Raw genomic sequence first — 18042 nt, 5'->3', positions numbered from 1 at the left:
GTTAGGATCGCAACGCTGACTCAAACCTACACTGCACCCCCATGTTGCCATGCAGCGCCAACGCGAACACAGAGCATCGCTGGCTCTGGCGTGACCAGCCCATTCGCTACCAACAGTCGGGATCCACAGGCCCAGCCGTGTTGCTGATCCATGGCTTCGGGGCCAGCAGCGACCATTGGCGGAAAAATTTGCCGGAGCTGGGGCAGCACTGTCAGGTGTATGCGATTGATTTGTTGGGGTTTGGGGGATCCGCCAAGCCCCTGCCGGGATCCCCTTTGCCCTACACCTTCGAGACCTGGGGATCCCTGGTGGCCGATTTTGTGCGGGAGGTGATGGGCCAGCCGGCCTACCTGGTGGGCAACTCGATTGGGGGCATCGTGGCTTTGCAGGCGGCGGTTCTGGATCCAGCCCAGGTTTTAGGGGTAGCGATGTTGGATCCCTCGCTGCGGCTGTTGCACGAGCGGAAACGAAAGCAGATCTCCTGGCTGCGCCGCCGGTTCACCCCTTTGCTGCAATCCCTGCTGGGGTGGCCCCCCTTTGGTCATTTCTTCTTCGCTCAAGTGGCCCAGGCTAGGGCCATTCGCAATATCCTTCTACAAGCCTACGGACGCAAAGAAGCGGTTACCGAGGAACTGATCCAGCTTTTGCTCAAACCCGCTTTGGAGCCGGGGGCGGCAGAGGTCTTTTTGGCCTTTGTGCGCTATTCTCAGGGGCCTTTGGCTGAAGATCTCTTGCCTCAGCTCACCTGTCCCGTCTTGATCTTGTGGGGGGAAGCGGATCCCTGGGAACCCATTGCTCTGGGGCGGGCCCTGGCAGAGTTTCCTTGCGTGGTGGGGTTCATCCCATTGCCGGGGGTCGGCCATTGCCCCCAGGATGAAGCCCCAGAGCTGGTCAACCCGCTGCTGTTGGACTGGATCCGGGATCCCACCCGAAAACCTGAGAAAGGACTCCATTCTCTCCCCCCAGAAGAGGGGAGCTAGGAAGCGGCGCAGCAAGAGCTTCCCTGGGCTCAAGGATGGCGCGGGCTGCCCTTGGAATTCTCATAATCTACGCCCGACCAAGGTGCTCCAGTTGATCCAGGTTGGGGCCCCTCAGCCGGAATGCCTGGCCAAACCCCTGGATGAAGCTACCAGTTTTGGGGACGATCTGACAGAAGTGAAAATCCGCCAAACTTAGGATCATCTCGGCAATCTCGTACTTGGCGCGATAAAGGGCCTCAAACCCCTGCGCCTGCGCCTCCTCGCGGCTGAGAAACTGGGCTTCTCCGCTCACCATCACCCGCGGCAGGGCGTGGTTACTGCGGGGATCCCCTGGCGTAGGCGGCTCGTGGATGAGTAGCGCGGCCCGGGGATCCGCCCGCAAAGCCTGGGTGTGGGCAGAAAGATCGCTGATGACAATGGCAAAGCGCAAGGGATCCCGCTGCACCACAAAAGGCACCAACGACACCGCCGGGGATCCCTGCTCCAGCACCGCCAAGCTGGCCACCGGCTGGCCATCCAGCAGCATATTTAACTGTTCCAGCACCGACATGGTTGTCCTCCAGTCCCCTTGCTATTATCAGCTCCCCTGTACTGGGACAAGAGCCACAACCCTGCTTACAGGCTGTTCCTGGCCTGGTTGAACTCTGCCCGGCAGCTCGGAGCGTTGGGCATTAACGTTGTAAATAAAACTTTACAATCCTACGCAAAGCGAGCTACGCTGGGAAAGAAAGCACGAGGAGAACCCTATGACCCGATATCGCTCCGTTGTCGTCGAAGAAGGTGGTCGGCTGAACAACTACGCCATCGAGCCGGAAATGTATGTGGACAGCACCCCCCGCGTGGGCTTCACCGAATATGCAGAGCGCTTGAACGGGCGTTTGGCAATGATCGGCTTTGTTGCCCTGATCCTGTTTGAAGCTCTGTCCGGTACCACCCTGCTCGGCTGGCTGCAATCCCTGGGCCGATAAGCCAAAGAGCGCTTCCTAGGAAGAGGGCTGTCTCTAATCGCCGATTGACTGTTCGCGATAGTGGGACGGAGTCCTCACTTTGCTGCACAGTTCTCTACAACCTGATGTGCAAACGCTAGGCAGTTGTGCGAGTGTGCAGGGAGCGGGTGGTTAGGTTTATGTTTCTAGACCCCAGCTACCGCTTGAAATGTACCCCAAGCTCTGGGGGAAGTGACATACTCCCATCACTGACCCTACGGGTACAGTGTGGGCTTCTCGCTTCATTGGGGAGCCTACGCAAGAACCCTCTGCGAGCAGACACGGGATGTCCCACCGCGTAGCTGCACCAGATTCCGGCAAAAGCCGTTTTGTGCAACTACTCTCACCATACACCATGTGGGGGTATCTGTATCCCGACACTGACGCTACGGGTACAGTGCGGGGCTTAGCTAACCCCACACCCCGACAAGCTAACGCCTGTGGAGACTCCTCTGGCGGGGTGGTAGGTCTAAAACCTACCGCTAGTCAAGGGTTGCTGAAGCAGGAAGAAAGCAACAGCGCTGAGCAAAAATCTGTTCTGTTCAGTGCTGTGTAGGTCTTTCAGAGTGGCATCTCCCAGTGCAGCTCGACATGGGTATGGCCTTCTGGGGTGCGGGTGCGATGCCAGGATCCCTTGGGTAGATAGCGGGCGATGGTGTTCATGGCCTTGCTGCCGTAGCCGCCGCTGAGGCCGGGAGCGTACTCGATACCATCGTTGACCACGGAAAGGCAGCAGTGGCGCTCCGTTTGGGCCAGCGACACCTTGACAAAGGAAGCATTGCCTTTGGGGGGTTGTACATGGGCGATGACATTGCCGATGGCCTCCCGCAAAAAGCGCAAGATGTCTTCTCGCTGATCAAACCACTCACCGGTGTTGGGCTCCTGCAGCGGTTGCAGTTGGCGCTCCACAGACAGCGTCAGGCTGCCCGCTTGGATCAGCTCGTCCAGATAGATCTCGATGCCTCGATGCAGCCCTTCTCGTAAGCTGGGGGAGATGCGCAGCTTGGCGGCTAGGGTGCGCACATCGTTGAGCTGATTCCGGATCCCGCGTCCGATCCTCTCCAGTTGTTCGAGCAGGTGATCGTAGACGGCGGGGTCGGGCGACCTGCCTTGCTGCTGCTGCCATTGCAAGCTCTCCAAGTTGTCCATCACCACCTTCAGCTCCTGCAGCTCGCGATCGTGAATGTCGGTGGCTACCCGGTAAAGCAACTTGCGGGCTTGGTCGATAGCTGCCTCCTGTTCGGCCCGACGCAGACGCTCCAATTCCTGCTGTTGGGCCAAGAGCCGCTCCTGATTCTCCACAATGATCAAAGTGAGCAGCAGGCTTACCCCCGTTAGCCCACTGGCCAGGGCCGGCAAGACGAGAGGCCAAACCCAACGCCCCAGTAGAAACTGGGCCACAGCCCACCCTTCGTAAACGGCAAGCCCCACCACAGGCCGCAGGAGAAACTGCTGTTGCTTCCAGCCCCAAGGGCTCAAAAGTGCTCCGCACCGCTGACGCGAACGTAGGGGGGGACGATAAAGCACCAAAAGCAGTCCCGTTCCCACTCCCAGCAGCAAGACCACCGCAGCCGCCACCCCCTCTGGCACAGATTGGTAGACCTCTCCGGTGAGCAGGCTGGAGAGGATTTGCGCCTGCAACTCCACCGCCGCAATCTGGGATCCATCCGCAGTCCGCACTGGGAAGGTTTCGGGGTAGCCGCCCACAAAACCCACCAGGACAATTTTGTCCCGCAGTTGGTCGGCAACTTCGGGATCGAGGGGAGGGATCCCTTCTTGGCCGCGGCAGGCTTGGCTGGGGTTGATCATCGGGGCAACAGACCCGGATCCTGCCTGGAGAACAGCTGGAGGGCAAACCCGTTCGATGGGGATGATGGGGATCCCGTGCTGGGAGCCGAGGGGGTTGAATTGAATCGGCTGCAAACCCCGTTCTCGAAACCAGCGGCTGGCCCGCTCCGGGTCGTATTTGGCAAAAGCCAGAGCCTCGACCGAGGCGAACATCTGCTCCTCTTGGCTGTCGCGGCGCAGGTAGAGCCCCCGCAGCTGGGCCTGGCGCAGGATCCCGGCCCTATCCACCCGATATTGCACCACCCCCTGCACATGCTCTGGCGGCACCAAGTACTCCAGCCGCAGGGAAGAAAAGGGCAGGAAATGGTTGTAGATGTTAATCTCGGAGCGGCCAAAGCTCTCGCTGCTGCGGGTGGCCAAGACCAAGCGATCTGGGTAGCGCTGTACCACCTGACGCAGAGGGGCATCTAAGTTCTCGTTGCCCAGGTTTTGAGGTACCACAAAGCTGCTGGGCAGGTTTAGCACCACCACCCTGGCCTTGGCTTCTTCCAATAGACGCAACGTCAGGCCGGCGTAGTTGGCCCGTTCCAGAAGGAAGTCAACTTGATGTTGGCCAAGGTGCTCTGCACCACTGGTGCGGCCATTGCTTTCCCCCTGTCCGCTGTTCCCGTTAGCGGGAACGTGCTCCGCACCGCTGTCGCGATCGAGTCCTATACGACCATCAATGCCGACGATCACCACCTCGGGAGAGGGCTGCTGAGGGCCACGCCAAGCGTACAGCCACTCCTGGGCGTCGCTCTCCATCCGCACCAACAAAGGATGCTGAGCAGAAAGGTTAAGCAGAGCAGCCCAACCCAAGCCCCAAGCCAACGCCCAGCCCAGCCGCCGCCGGGAGGGGGACAGTCGAGCTGGAGAAGTATAGCCTTGGCCAACGAGAAAGGGAGGGACGGGATCCGGCATATTGCAAAGGGCTTTGCACCGCTGACGCGACCACACGAACGGCAGTGCAGACGCGAGCCAGCTAAAAAGCGCTCCGCACCGCTGTCGCGATGGAGTTTTCTCTGCCATTTTGGCCGCTGCCGGCGGCTGTCGAGGGGATCCCTGGCCCCCCCGTTGCTGGGGGAAAACCGCAGCCTCAGTGGTGATGGTTGCGCACCCGCGCTGCTTCCTCAGGGCTAATGCCGAGGCGAGTGAGGTTGATACGGCCTTTGTGATCGATGCTGCGCACCTTGACCACCACCTCATCCTCCACAGCCACCTCATCTTCCACCCTGCCGACGCGGTACTCCGCCAGTTGCGAAATGTGGATCATGCCCTCTTTGCCGGGCAAAAACTCCACAAAAGCGCCGATGGGGATGATGCGGGTCACCTTGCCCAAATACACCTGCCCCTCTTCCACCCGCCGCACCAGATTTTCGATCATCGCCCGCGCCGCCTCCGCCTGGCCGCCCACCGAGGAAGACACGGTGATTGTGCCGTCGTCGCTGATGTCCACCTTGGCCCCTGTCGCTTCGGTGATGCCGCGCACGGTCTTGCCACCGGGGCCGATGATCTTGCCGATGTCCTCCGGATCCACCTTGAACGTGAGCAGACGGGGAGCCGTTTTGGCCAACTGGGGTCGAGGCGCAGCAATCGTCTCCAGCATCTTGTCGAGGATGAACTCGCGTCCGGCCTTGGCTTGCCGGATGGCCTGTTCCACCACGTCAACGGTGATGCCGGTGATTTTCATGTCCATTTGCAGAGCGGTGATCCCCGCCCGCGTACCGGCCACCTTGAAGTCCATGTCGCCCAGAAAGTCCTCGATCCCCTGGATGTCGGTGAGGATGCGCACCTCGTCCCCCTCCTTGATAAGACCCATGGCCACCCCGCTGACCGGCGCTTTGATCGGCACCCCAGCATCCATTAGGGAAAGAGTGGAGCCACAGACGGATCCCATCGAGGTGGAGCCGTTGGAGGAGAGCACTTCCGACACCACCCTCACCACGTAGGGAAACTCCTCTTCCTTGGGCAGCACCGGCACCAAGGCCCGCTCCGCCAGCGCCCCATGACCGATCTCCCGCCGTCCCGGCGAGCGTGAAGGCCGCGTTTCTCCCACCGAAAAGCCCGGAAAATTGTAGTGGTGCATGTAGCGCTTCTCATCCACCGGGTGCAAGTCGTCCAGCTCCTGGGCATCGCCGGGGGTGCCGAGGGTGGTAATGGAAAGGACTTGGGTGAGGCCGCGATTGAACAGGGCACTGCCGTGCACCCTTGGGATCAAACCCACCCGGCAAGAGACCGGTCGCACCTCGTCCAGCTTGCGCCCATCCACCCGCACCCCCTCTTGCAGGATCTGCTGGCGCATCAGCTTCTTGAGCAGAGCCTTGAACTGATTGTCCAACTCCTTGGGATTTTCCAGAAGATAGAGCCGCAAGGGATCCCCCTCTGGCCGTTCCTGGATTTGGGCCTCCAGCTTGGCCTTGAGCTCCTCCAGTTGCTGTTCCCGGCTGGTCTTGTCCAAAAACTGCCTGAGAATGGAGCGAATGCCCTCCTGAGCCTGCTCTTCTACAAAGGCAATCAGCTCCTCGTCTTTGGGGGGAGGGGGCAGCTCTACCGGGGTGATGTTGAGATCCGCCAGGACTTGCTGTTGGGCTTTGAGCAGCTCCTGGATGGCCTCAAAACCAAACTCGATGGCCTCCACCACATCCTTTTCCGGCAGTTGGTTGGCCCCGGCTTCCACCATGATCACGCCATCGGCACAGCCGGCCACCACCAGATCCAGATCGCCCGCCTCAATTTCGGCATAGGTGGGGTTGAGGATAAATTCATCCTTGACCAAGCCCACCCGCACCGCCGCCACGGGGCCATTGAAGGGGATGCGAGCGCCGTGAATGGCTAACGAGGCTCCCAAAATACACAACACATCGGGCGGCACCGTATCATCTACAGAGAGGGTGGTGGCCACCACCTGCACATCATCCCGCAGCCATTCCGGGAACAACGGACGAATGGGTCGGTCTATTAAGCGAGAGATCAAAGTGGCCCGTTCCGGTGGCCGGCCTTCTCGCCGCAGATATCCCCCTGGGATCCGCCCCGCTGCGTAGAGGCGCTCTTCGTAATCGACCAACAAGGGCATAAAATCAACGCCAGGCCGGCCTGGCTGCCGTGTGGCGGTAACCAAAATCGAGGTTTCGCCCGAAGTCAGCCAAACCCCACACCCTGCCTGAGGGGCCATCAGCCCAATATTGATGTCAATTTCCCGCCCATAAAAGGAAATCGACCGAGTGTATTCTGCCATGTAACGCTTCGCCTTCTTTTTTTCTTGCCGCTATCGTAGCATTCTCCTTTTGCTCCTTTTCAGCCCCCGCTGACCGGAGGGATCAGGGCGACTTCGTCTTCCGCCGATAGGGGAGTGTCGGCAGCTACAAAATTGAGGTTGAGACCGAAGCGCGTTTGGGAGCGCCAAGGAGCCAAGCTGGGGTAGCGCTGGATCAGTTGATCGCACAGCTGCCCGACGGTGGTACCAGGGCTCACCTGCAGGCGCATCTCGGTTTGTCCGATTACTTCTTGATAGACGGCAAAGAGCTTCAGCGTGATGGGAAAAAGCTCATCGGAGGGCAAATTTTGGGCAGCAGCCATCGGTAGCGCTCCCACCTGCTTTGGACGGTCTTGTAAACCATCTTGGGCAAGCTTGGGCCTGGCCGTCCACCAGAATCCTCTGCCCATATCCTACTCATCAGGGATCCCTACAGCCACAGAAAAATCGGCTCCGGGGAAAAGATGCCGTCTTTCAGATTCCAGTGAACTGTTCTTCTGGCTCTGGCCGGGGATTCGTGGCAAGGCTAGGGTAGGCCAAAAGCTTGCTTGGCAGCCAACCGGTTTCTGTGCTGATGCTAGAGCCAGTAAACTACCCGGCTCCGACCACTAAGCGGTACGGAGCGGGCTTTCAGTAGCCCTGGGCCTGCTCTGCTCTACCAGAGAACAAAACAGGCCTGGACCTCTAGGCTGGTTTACGACAGCCCCCAAAAGCGCAATCACATTCGCACCATTCAAATCCGCATCCCCTTCCCATCCACAGTGCCCACACTTGAACGACTTGCCACTGCGATAGGATTGCGCAGGATCGGGATGGATGTGCAAACACCGGTGACAGGTCTGCGACGTGTAGGCAGGCGGCACAAGAACCAGAGAAACCCCTGCAACCCTCGCCTTGTATTCCAGAAACTGGCGTAGTTGGTAGAACGCCCAACTGTTGGCCCTGCGCCGCTCGGCTTTGCTGCGGGGTTGTTGATTGACTCTTTTCCGGATCCCTGTCAGGTCTTCCAGAGCGATAGCGCTGTTTGTGGCTTTTGCCCTGGAGACAATAGCTTTGGAGATGCGATGATTGACCCACACTTGAAAGCGTCTCTCCTTGCCAGACAGCCGTTGCAACAGTTCTCTGCATCTGCGCCGCGAACTGCGTGTGCCCTTACTGGCTTTACGTTGGAGTGCCGCCCTCAGCTTGGAGTAGTGGTCGCGGACTCTGTTCAACTGCTGCCCATTCCAATTGTCCCCCTCTGACGTATGGGCGATATCCGTCCTGCCCAAGTCCACCCCGATCACCCTGTCGGTATCTTGTTGCTTGGGTGGCTTTTCCTCTACGCAAATCTGGATGTAGTAGGAGCCATCCTTCCGCTGGACTAGGGTGGCCGATTTGGGGTTAGAGCCAGCCAGCATTCCCCTCTGGTAGTTACCAATGGCTAGCTCAAAGCGTTCTCTCCCTTCCACCGTGGTCAGCGACACCGTCCAGTCTTTCTCGCGGAATGAAAAGATACGTGCGTCGTAGGTAACGAACCTACGCTTGAACTCTTTAACTGGACGGTTGCGCTGTCTCGCCACTTTGCGAGCGCCGGCCACCCGTCTGCAGACCTGTTGAGCCAAGTTACTGGACAAGCCGAACCGGGCTCGAATCTCGTAGTAGCAAAGGGATTGCAGTTTGACCGCATTGACGATCTTCTCCGGCGTGTTCTGGTTGACCCAGTTCAGTGCCTGCACAAAGACATCCATCGTCGCGTCCAATTTGGCGGCTTGTGACGGGAACGCCTTGAGCTTACAGGATATGGTCAGGACTTGGCTCATAAGTTCATTGTACTTCATCAAAGCGCATTCCTCCCGGCACTGACCCTACGGGTACAGTGCGGGGCTCCTGCGATTTCTAGCTGACCCCCTCCCAAATCAGGGCCTACTTGGATCGGATCGGCTACGTTGGCTCCACCCAGCCCACCCTGCAAACCCTCCGCCAGATCCACCTAGCCCACCTGCTACGGGTGCCGTTTGAAAATCTGGACATTCATCGGGGTCGTGCCATTCGCCTGGAGCGGGATTTCTTGTTCCAAAAAATCGTCCGAGAGCGGCGGGGCGGCTTTTGCTTTGAGCTGAACAGCCTGCTGGCCGCTGCCTTGCAGGGAATGGGGTTTTCGGTACACCTGCTCTCAGGACAGGTGAGCCGCGCCGTTCGCGCTACTCCGACGGAGTCCGATGTCCGCTTTGGACCTGAGTGCGACCACTTGGCTGTGCAGGTGAACATCGGCGATGAAGCCTGGCTGGCAGATGTGGGGTATGGGGAGGCCTTTCGCGAGCCGTTGCGGCTGGGGGATCCCGGGATTCAAGCCCAGGCTGAAGGACGCTACCGCCTCACCCCTTGGCCAGGGGATCCCACCGCTCGTCGGTATTGGCTCATTCAGCAGGAACAGCCGGATCACACCTGGAAAACTCTGTTTCTTCTGGATCGGATCCCACGCTCCCTGCAGGAGTTCGAGCCCATGTGCCACTTTCACCAAACTTCGCCAGAATCGATGTTTACTCGGCTGCGCCTTTGCACCCTAGCCACTCCAACCGGACGGATTACCCTCACCGCCCGCGCCAATGGCTCTTTTAAGTGGATCGAGACCACCCCAGAAGGCCGCTGGGAACGCCCTCTCAGGGATGAGAAAGAGTATGAACAACTGCTCGCCTGCGCCTTCGGGATCTGCCTTCCCCCATCTCCTGCCGCCGCTGGGGATCCCAGGGGAAAGGTTGCAAGACCCAAGCCCAATGACGTCTCAACAGAGCCCACCCAAATCTTCCCCAAACAAGGCTAGAACCCCTGCCAGTTAATGTCCCAGTTAATGTCAGAATAATGAGGTAGTGTTTCGTTATCCCAGTAACCGTTATGGATGCTGCCGCGGTCGCCGGGTTTGATGGCCAAGCTTTGGATCATGTACTCATTTTCGACACCACCCTGCGAGACGGGGAGCAGTGCCCCGGCGCCACCCTCAACACCGAAGAGAAGCTGGCCATTGCCCGGCAGTTGGCCCGGCTGGGCGTCGATATCATCGAAGCGGGGTTTGCCTATGCCAGCCCCGGTGACTTCGAGGCTGTGCAGAAAGTGGCCGAGCAGGTGGGAACGCCCGATGGCCCTGTGATTTGCAGCCTGGCCCGCGCCCTCAAGCCGGACATTGAGGCAGCCGCTGCAGCCCTAAAGCCCGCTGCCAAGCCCCGCATCCACACCTTCATCTCCACCTCCGACATTCACCTGAAGTATCAGTTGCGCAAAACCCGCGCTGAGGTGCTGCAAATTGCCGAAGAGATGGTGGCCTACGCCAAGTCCTTCGTGGAGGATGTGGAGTTTTCCATGATGGACGCCACCCGCTCTGACCCAGAGTTCCTATACCAGGTCATCGAGGCGGCCATTCGGGCGGGGGCCAAAACCATCAACATCCCCGATACCGTCGGCTACGTCATGCCGGAGGAGTTCGGCCAACTGATCAAGGGCATCCGCGAGAACGTGCCCAACATCAAGCAAGCGATCCTTTCTGTGCACGGCCACGACGATCTGGGCGTCTCGGTGGCCAACTTCTTGGAAGCGATTAAGCAGGGCGCCCGTCAGGTGGAAGTGACGGTCAACGGCATTGGTGAGCGGGCCGGCAACACAGCCCTGGAAGAGTTGGTGATGGCCCTGCACGTGCGGCGCAGCTACTTCAACCCCTACTTCGGCCTGCCGGTGGACTCCGAGAAGCCTCTCACCCACATCAAAACCCAGGAGATCTATCGCACCTCGCGCCTCGTCTCCAACCTCACCGGCATGTTGGTGCAGCCCAACAAGGCTATCGTCGGCTCCAACGCCTTTGCCCACGAATCCGGCATCCACCAGGACGGCATGCTGAAAAACCGCCAGACCTACGAGATCATGGACGCCCAGACCATCGGCCTGCAATCGAGCACCTTGGTGTTGGGCAAGCACTCGGGCCGCAACGCCTTTCGCACCCGCCTCAAAGAACTGGGGTTCGAGCTGTCGGAGCAAGATCTGAACAGAGCCTTCTTGCGCTTCAAAGAACTGGCCGACAAGAAAAAAGAAATCTCCGACCTGGATCTGGAAGCGATTGTTAACGACGAAACTCGCCCGGTGCCGGAGCTCTATCGCCTGGAGCATGTGCAAGTGGTGTGTGGCAATCGGGAAGCTCCCACCGCCACGGTGCGCCTGGTAACCCCGGAAGGAGAAGAGCGGGTGGACGCTGCTGTGGGCACAGGCCCGGTGGATGCGGTGTACAAGGCCATCAACCGCATCGTCAATATCCCCAACAAGTTAATCGAGTTTTCTGTCCAATCGGTTACTGCCGGCATCGACGCCATTGGGGAAGTCACCATCCGCCTGCGCCACGAAGACCGCATCTTTTCCGGCCATGCCGCCAACACCGACATCATCGTCGCTTCGGCCCAAGCCTACATGAATGCCCTCAACAAGCTCTACTCTGCGCTGCACGCGGCACGCTCGACGGCTGACCAGCGCGAGGCTGCTGCCCAGAAGATCTGAGGGAAGGGTTAGGGAATCTCAGTCGTTTCCAACAAAGCTGGGATCCTTCGCTGCTGACCCTCACCCCCAGCCCCTCTCCTCTTGGGGAAGAAGGGAGCCCACGCTCAACCTAACCCTGTTGCAAATGACCCTATGGGCTGGCCGAAGGGATCCCATCCGCAAACACCCGCCCGATCACTTCCTCGATGGGCGGGTCGGTTACCGTTAGATCCAGCACATCCAGCTCTGCCAAGAGCTTGGCCACCGTTTGGGTGAGCTGCTCCCGCTGCACCCACAGCCGCGCCTCACAGCTGCCCGGATCCCCGTCCGTGCGCACCTCTCCATAGAGCTGCAGTTGGGCAACAGGGCAAGGGCGAGCCAATTTCAACCTCACCTCTCGGTAGGGGGCAAAGCGCTCCAGCAATGCCTCGAGGTCGCCATCGTACATGAGCTGCCCCGCGTTGATGACCAGCACCCGTTGGCACAGCGCAGTAATATCGGCCATGTAATGGCTGGTCAACAGCACCGTTGCTCCATAGCGGCGGTTGTAATCCCGCAGAAATTGCCGCACGCCGGCCTGGGCGTTGACATCCAACCCCAAGGTGGGCTCGTCCAAAAACAAGATCTGCGGGCGGTGCAACAGAGCCGCCAACAGCTCCGCCTTCATCCGCTCCCCCAAGGAAAGCTTGCGCACCGGTTGCTTCAGCTTGCTTTCTAGGTCGAGCAGCTCTGCCAGCTCCCCCACCCGAGTTTGAAACTCTTTTTCGGGGATCTCGTAAACGGCAGCGTTGATGCGCAGAGAGTCCATCGCCGGCAGATCCCAGATGAGCTGCTGCTTCTGCCCCATCACCAGGGTGATCTGCCGCAAAAAAGCCGGCTCCCGGCGGTAGGGCACATGACCCACCACTTGCACCGTGCCGCCGGACGGATAGATCAAACCAGTCAACATCTTGAGGGTAGTGGTCTTGCCCGCCCCGTTGGGCCCCAAAAATCCCACCATCTCCCCCGGCTGAACTTGAAAGCTCACGGACTGCACCGCCGGGATGTAGCGATAGGTGCGGCGAAAAAAGTGGCGCAGGGTGCCAACCACTCCGGGATCCTTGACGGCCACCGGGTAAACCTTGCTCAGGTTGTGGGCAGCGATGATTGGCTCCAACCGGGTCGGCACATCGGGCAACATCTACCCCCACCCCTACAAAACGGCCAGATCCGCTACCCCAACCCCAAGAACAGAGCTTCCAGAGCTGGGCATACCGGATCTGCAGAGGGCTATTTCTCAGTATCCGAGGGAAAGCAACGAACGAATAGGGGAACTACAGCAGTCCTACGTCCATCCCAGGCTTACCCGTGGCCAGCTCCACCTTCAGGATGCGGCCACCCGATTTCTGGATGCGCTGCTGTTCCCGAAACCAGTTCTCATAGGGCACCAGCTTGGTGAAGTAGGTATTTTGCAGCTCCCGCTGGGTGCGAATTCGGGTTTGGCTGGGCACACAGGCCGTGATCTTGAACATGCGCATGATATGGGATCCCCGCTCAACAACAAAATGGGCTATCTCGACCAGCAGAACAGGCGACTCACCCCAGAAAGCTCGCGTACTTCAGCTAGCACACCAGATCCCTGTGGCAAATCGCCCGCCGTGCTCGTTGAAGAATGCACCTCCCCTGAGGCAATGACCCCGGGAGTTAGCTCAGGCCAGAGCAGATGTAATCGAAGTACACCCCCATTTCCTTGCCGGCCTCAGCACCCACCAGAGCGGCAGTTACCTCTTTCATGGCTTGGATGGCCTGGATGGTTGCCCCAATGGGCACTCCCAGGGAATTGTAGGTCTCCTTGAGCCCGTTCAGCACCCGCTCGTCCAGAATGGAGGGATCCCCGGCCAGCATGGCGTAGGTGGCGTAGCGCAGGTAGTAGTCCATGTCGCGGATGCAGGCAGCATAGCGACGGGTGGTGTACATGTTGCCGCCAGGACGGGTGAGATCAGAGTACAGCAACGCCTTGGCAGCAGCATCCTTGACGATGGTGGAGGCATTGGCCGCGATGGTGGCAGCCGCCCGCACCCGCAGCTCGCCTGTGGCGAAGAAGGCTTTCAACTTCTCCATGGCCGAGCTGTCCAGATACTTGCCTTGAACATCGTAGCTGTTGATTACAGCAGTAATTGCGTCTTGCATGATGAGCTTCCTAAATCCAAATCGACGAACAGCAAAGGGTTGTGCGGCAAAAACAATGAGGGATTAGCTCATTGCCCCCACCACAAAGTCGAAGTAGTAGCCGGCTTCAGCCGCATCGTCAGGAGAGAGCAGACCCATGGCCACCTGCTTCATTTGACGAATGCTCTCGGCCACCGCCGGAATGGGTGTGCCCAGGGAGTTGTACATCTCGCGAACACCCACCAGGCCGATCTCTTCAATCGGGGTGACATCGCCGGCAATGATGCCGTAAGTGATCAGGCGCAGGTAGTAGTCCATATCCCGCAGGCAAGTCGCCGTCATCTCTTCCCCGTAGGCATTGCCCCCCGGAGAAACAATGTCGGGGCGCTTCTGGAAGAGTTGGTCGGCAGCTTGTTTGACGATGCGCTCACGAGACTCGGTCAAGACTTGAGCAATGCGCAACCGCTTCTCGCCCGAGGTGACAAAGGACTTGATCCGATCCAGTTCCCCCGGGCTGAGGTAGCGGGCCTCCGCGTCCGCGTTCACAATCGATTTCGTAACAACACTCATGGATATCCATCCTCAAGTCGATTTTTTAAAGAGTATGACGAGCATACCCGCAAGTTATTTTCCGATATGCTTGCCGTCTGCCATCTCAGATCTTCACACTTCTTAAAATCTCTCCCAGAAAAGGGACAGTCCCATTCCCGCCCCGACAGGGCAGTTCCCTCCCCAAAGTCCGGCAAGAGAGGGGCTACAATCTCACTTAGACTCACTTAGAATGAAGGCTGAGTCGCCAGGGGATCCCTGCAGGCTTGGTTTAAGACATGCGTTGAGGTTGCGATGACGGATGCCTCTGGGTCAGAACGATTGAAGCGAGCGAAAGGTATTTCTGAGGGTACGCCCTCATCTCTGCCGGATCACCTCATCCGGGCCACGGCGGCAGAAGGCAAAATCCGAGTGGTGGGCTTGGTGGCCACCCAGGCGGTACAAGAGGCAAGGGAGCGGCACAAGCTCTCCTATGTGGCGACAGTGGCCTTGGGGCGGGCCATGAGCGCAGCCCTGTTGCTGGCGGCCAACTTGAAGCGACGCCAGGCGCGGATTAACCTGCAACTGAAAGGGAATGGCCCCTTGGGCAACATCTGGGTGGATGCCGGCTTGGATGGCACGGTACGCGGGTATGTGAGCAACCCCGCCATTGAGCTTCCTCTCACTGCCGAGAGCAAGTTGGATGTGGGCCAAGCCGTTGGGCGCTATGGCTACCTCCATGTGCTGCGGGATCTGGGGTATGGCCAGCCTTACACCAGCGCGGTGGAGCTGGTTTCGGGAGAGGTGGGAGACGACATCACCTACTACCTCTCCTCCTCAGAGCAGATTCCCTCGGCAGTCCTTCTGGGAGTAAATCTCGACTCACAGCGGGTACGCGCCGCCGGCGGAGTGTTGTTGCAGCTGATGCCAGGGGCGCCGGCCAGTCTGATCCCAGAGATGGAAGCCCGTTTGGCCAAAGTGGAAGAATTTAGCCCGATGTTGGCTGGTGGCGGCGGCTTGCGGGAGCTGTTGCAAATCTGCCTGGGCGACTTGGATCTGAAAATTGCGCCGGAAATGCGCACCATCCGCTTCTACTGCAAGTGCAATTCCGACCGAGTGAAGGGGGCCCTGCGCATGCTGGGGCGGGACGAGTTGCTCGATATGATCCACACCGACAAGGGGGCAGAAGCGGTTTGCCAATTCTGCAACGAGGTCTACCGCATCTCGGAAGACGAGCTGCGCTCGATTGTGGCGGAGATGTCGGCCACCCCCTGATGGCACAATGATGGCCAACTACGGGATCCCGATTCTGACACCTCTCGATGTTGTCTGAGCCCCCGGTTGAGTTGGTTGAATTATCGGTTGTTGTCCCCTGCAAAAATGAGGCGGACAACCTGGAACACCTGTTTGAGCGTCTGCGGCAGACCTTGGATCCTTTAGGGATTCCCTACGAGATCATTTGTGTCAACGATGGCAGCCAAGACGACACACTGGAAAAGCTGATCGCCTTTCACCATCAGGATCCCCGCATCAAAGTGGTGAACCTTTCCCGGTGTTTTGGCAAGGAGATCGCCCTCACCGCCGGCCTCGATCACGCCTCTGGTCGAGCTGTTGTTCCCATCGATGCCGACTTGCAAGATCCGCCGGAGCTGATCCCGGAGATGCTGCAGCAGTGGCGGCAGGGCTATCAGGTGGTTTATGCGGTGCGCCGCAGCCGCCGCGGGGAGAGCTGGCTAAAACGCTTTACAGCCAACGGCTTCTATTGGTTGATTGATCAACTCAGCCAGGTGCGGATCCCGCGCAATACGGGGGATTTTCGACTGCTGGATCGGCAGGTGGTGGAGGCAGTTAAACAGCTGCGAGAGCGCACCCGCTTTATGAAAGGGATCTTTGCCTGGGTGGGCTACCGGCAAACGGCCATTTTTTACGATCGCGCCCCCCGCTTTCGCGGCAAAACCCAGTGGAACTACTGGCGGCTGTGGAACCTAGCCATAGAAGGCATCACCTCTTTTAGCTCTTGGCCGTTGCGGGTGTGGAGCTACATAGGGTTGGCGATCTCGGTTCCAGCCTTTTTGTATGGCCTTTTTCTCATCATCCGCACCTTGCTCTTTGGCTCCGATGTACCTGGCTATGCCTCTTTAGCGGTGATGATCTTGTTTTTGGGCGGGATCCAGCTGATCAGCTTGGGCGTGATTGGCGAATATTTAGGCCGCGTTTTTGAAGAAGTGAAAGGCCGCCCCCTCTACCTGGTCGATGGCACCTTTGGGTTTGAGACCCCACGACCTTCCCCTGCCCTAGATTCAGTACCTACGCAAAAGCTAGGATGAAAAGTCATCTTTCAGAGTTTTGGATCCCGAGGCAACATAACTTTGGTACTCGCGTATAAAGATATCTTTCATCTCTTCTGGAGATAGCTGGATCCCTTGGATTTTGGCGCGGGCGATGGCCTTCATCAGCTCGATATAGGCCAGGCCCAGAGAGAGAGTGAGGGTGGCTGCCGTAGTGGATTGGATAGCGCTGCCTACAATCCCCGGGCCGGGAATCATCTTCAGCAAGTTGGACACAATCGTTCGCCCGATTGCTGTTGTAATTGTAGTGCCTGCCAAAGCGGCTATCAAAGAGTAGTAAAAAGAAGGGGAAGCCTCGAAGCCAAAAATAAAGCTGATATTGGCAATCATGCCTGCTTGGGCTGTAACCAACAGAGGGGCATCTGCAAAGGGAAGGGGCACTGCCCCGATAAACGCTGCACTGGCCACATAGCCTGATACGTACTTAAAGGCAGCCTCGGCTTTGAGATCCACCCGCAGCAATTGCTGGCGGATAAAGGCAAGGCGAGCCACTTCCGGCAAAAGCTCTAGCGTGCAGCCAATTAGGTGCTCCAGCCCGTGGGCAGGAATGGTAATTTGCCGGTTAATCGCCTTGTTGCGGGCCAAAACGGGAACAATGTAGCGGACAGGCAAATTTTGATGCTGCAAATACCGGAAAAACTCGCTCTCTTCAGGATTGGGATATTCCAAGCATTGGGTTAAGACCAAGATGACGGGAACGTCTTTGAGTTCCAACTCCTTTAGCCATTTGCGTTCAACTTCCTCCAACCGCTTCAGTTCGTGGTGGAGGCAGTACCAAACAACATGGATGTGATGTTCAGGATCCTTAAAGCGCAGCTCCTCGATAAGCTGGGAAACCTCCAGGCGAACTTGCTGATTCTGTTCACCGTCTAGTTCCATGCCAGGTGTATCGTAGATGGTGATTGGGCAACCTGGCTTGGAATACTGACGAATGTGGCGGGTGACGGGGCTGCCAACACCGGTACGGGCCAGCTCATCTCTAAACACTGCATTGACCAAGGTGCTCTTGCCCACCCCGTTTTTGCCAATGACCAGGATGTTGCAGTGGCCCAACTCTGTCTGCGCCTCTAGGAGGTCCTTCTGTAGTATCTGAGACACCGAATTCCAGAAAGACTTAAAGGCTTCTGGCTTCTCGAGAGATTCAGAAGCTTCTGGGATGCCTCGGGCACGGTCAACAATTTGGCGGGTTAGGTCAGTCAGTTTCTCTAAGAAGGATGGGCTTTTCTGAGACATGCTTCTTGCTTCTTCCCCTAAGGCCGATAGCCCCACAAAGGTAGTTCAGGGCGGATCCTACTGCCAAGTTTCTTCCGATACCGGAGACTGACCTAGCCAAGGGCCAATCTGTCTGCGCCCTGATCCCACTCCAAAGGGATCTGCAACAACGGGCTTATTGAGAGTTATTCACAAGAGCCATTTTCTGCACTATGCTAAACTTGGAGGCAAATACCCAGGGATCCCAGGCCCGCTATGGCGGGCGC

General features: G+C 58.4%; 16 protein-coding genes. 6 read left to right on the top strand and 10 right to left on the bottom strand.

The features are described 5' to 3' along the window. Nucleotides 1-41: 41 nt before the first annotated feature. Complete coding sequence (locus ACVWXE_RS02800) at nucleotides 42-980, top strand: alpha/beta fold hydrolase (protein ID WP_457473824.1); 939 nt, start codon at nucleotides 42-44, stop codon at nucleotides 978-980. A gap of 67 nt (nucleotides 981-1047) precedes the next feature. Here the strand turns inward: ACVWXE_RS02800 and ACVWXE_RS02795 are convergent, their stop codons facing one another. Continuing rightward, nucleotides 1048-1530 carry a pyridoxamine 5'-phosphate oxidase family protein gene (locus ACVWXE_RS02795; protein WP_457387583.1) on the bottom strand — a complete coding sequence of 161 codons (483 nt, stop codon included), beginning with the start codon at nucleotides 1528-1530 and terminating at the stop codon, nucleotides 1048-1050. 196 nt (nucleotides 1531-1726) lie between these two features. Here ACVWXE_RS02795 and ACVWXE_RS02790 point away from each other — a divergent pair, with 196 nt between their 5' ends. Beyond that, nucleotides 1727-1948: a high light inducible protein gene (locus ACVWXE_RS02790; RefSeq protein ID WP_414349692.1), complete on the top strand. Its 222-nt coding sequence runs from the start codon at nucleotides 1727-1729 to the stop codon at nucleotides 1946-1948. Between the two features lie 579 nt (nucleotides 1949-2527). Here the strand turns inward: ACVWXE_RS02790 and ACVWXE_RS02785 are convergent. From ACVWXE_RS02785 to ACVWXE_RS02770, 4 genes are all read right to left on the bottom strand, one after another. Then, nucleotides 2528-4714, bottom strand: coding sequence for a CHASE2 domain-containing protein (locus ACVWXE_RS02785; protein ID WP_457489527.1), 2187 nt, complete (start codon nucleotides 4712-4714; stop codon nucleotides 2528-2530). A gap of 175 nt (nucleotides 4715-4889) precedes the next feature. Further along, on the bottom strand, nucleotides 4890-7028 hold the full coding sequence (locus ACVWXE_RS02780; protein ID WP_457445189.1) for a polyribonucleotide nucleotidyltransferase: 2139 nt from the start codon (nucleotides 7026-7028) through the stop codon (nucleotides 4890-4892). Between the two features lie 59 nt (nucleotides 7029-7087). Next, a complete protein-coding gene (locus tag ACVWXE_RS02775) occupies nucleotides 7088-7369 on the bottom strand; it encodes a MoaD/ThiS family protein (protein WP_457384362.1) in 282 nt (93 codons plus the stop codon). A 285-nt stretch (nucleotides 7370-7654) separates the two neighbouring features. Continuing rightward, the gene (locus ACVWXE_RS02770) at nucleotides 7655-8848 is read right to left on the bottom strand and encodes an RNA-guided endonuclease InsQ/TnpB family protein (RefSeq protein WP_457489548.1); all 1194 of its coding nucleotides are present in this window, start codon (nucleotides 8846-8848) and stop codon (nucleotides 7655-7657) included. 107 nt (nucleotides 8849-8955) lie between these two features. On the opposite strand from ACVWXE_RS02770, the gene ACVWXE_RS02765 reads away from it, so the two are divergent. Together ACVWXE_RS02765 and ACVWXE_RS02760 are read left to right on the top strand one after the other, a co-directional pair. After that, nucleotides 8956-9849, top strand: coding sequence for an arylamine N-acetyltransferase family protein (locus ACVWXE_RS02765; RefSeq protein WP_457489526.1), 894 nt, complete (start codon nucleotides 8956-8958; stop codon nucleotides 9847-9849). 71 nt (nucleotides 9850-9920) lie between these two features. Then, nucleotides 9921-11561, top strand: coding sequence for a 2-isopropylmalate synthase (locus ACVWXE_RS02760; RefSeq protein WP_457489525.1), 1641 nt, complete (start codon nucleotides 9921-9923; stop codon nucleotides 11559-11561). A 130-nt stretch (nucleotides 11562-11691) separates the two neighbouring features. Here the strand turns inward: ACVWXE_RS02760 and ACVWXE_RS02755 are convergent, their stop codons facing one another. The 4 genes from ACVWXE_RS02755 to ACVWXE_RS02740 form a co-directional block, all read right to left on the bottom strand. After that, entirely contained in the window at nucleotides 11692-12720 is a 1029-nt protein-coding gene (locus ACVWXE_RS02755) for an ABC transporter ATP-binding protein (protein WP_457489524.1), read from the bottom strand. Nucleotides 12721-12853: 133 nt separating this feature from the next. Then, nucleotides 12854-13057, bottom strand: coding sequence for a phycobilisome linker polypeptide (locus ACVWXE_RS02750; protein WP_011433055.1), 204 nt, complete (start codon nucleotides 13055-13057; stop codon nucleotides 12854-12856). Between the two features lie 166 nt (nucleotides 13058-13223). Further along, nucleotides 13224-13709, bottom strand: coding sequence for an allophycocyanin subunit beta (gene apcB, locus ACVWXE_RS02745; RefSeq protein ID WP_011433054.1), 486 nt, complete (start codon nucleotides 13707-13709; stop codon nucleotides 13224-13226). A 63-nt stretch (nucleotides 13710-13772) separates the two neighbouring features. Further along, nucleotides 13773-14258, bottom strand: a complete 486-nt coding sequence (locus ACVWXE_RS02740) for a globin family protein (RefSeq protein ID WP_011433053.1) — start codon at nucleotides 14256-14258, stop codon at nucleotides 13773-13775. 342 nt (nucleotides 14259-14600) lie between these two features. Between ACVWXE_RS02740 and hslO the strand changes: the two genes are divergently transcribed. Together hslO and ACVWXE_RS02730 are read left to right on the top strand one after the other, a co-directional pair. After that, nucleotides 14601-15491, top strand: coding sequence for an Hsp33 family molecular chaperone HslO (gene hslO / locus ACVWXE_RS02735; protein ID WP_414328989.1), 891 nt, complete (start codon nucleotides 14601-14603; stop codon nucleotides 15489-15491). Between the two features lie 47 nt (nucleotides 15492-15538). Further along, complete coding sequence (locus ACVWXE_RS02730) at nucleotides 15539-16543, top strand: glycosyltransferase family 2 protein (RefSeq protein WP_414343206.1); 1005 nt, start codon at nucleotides 15539-15541, stop codon at nucleotides 16541-16543. On the opposite strand, the gene ACVWXE_RS02725 is transcribed toward ACVWXE_RS02730, so the two are convergent. Continuing rightward, entirely contained in the window at nucleotides 16535-17797 is a 1263-nt protein-coding gene (locus ACVWXE_RS02725) for a YcjF family protein (RefSeq protein WP_457489523.1), read from the bottom strand. The two genes, ACVWXE_RS02730 and ACVWXE_RS02725, sit on opposite strands and share 9 nt — an antisense overlap. Between the last annotated feature and the right edge of the window lie 245 nt (nucleotides 17798-18042).

The organism is Thermostichus sp. MS-CIW-41 (assembly GCF_054058915.1).
This window is presented reverse-complemented; position numbering and strand designations above follow the sequence as displayed.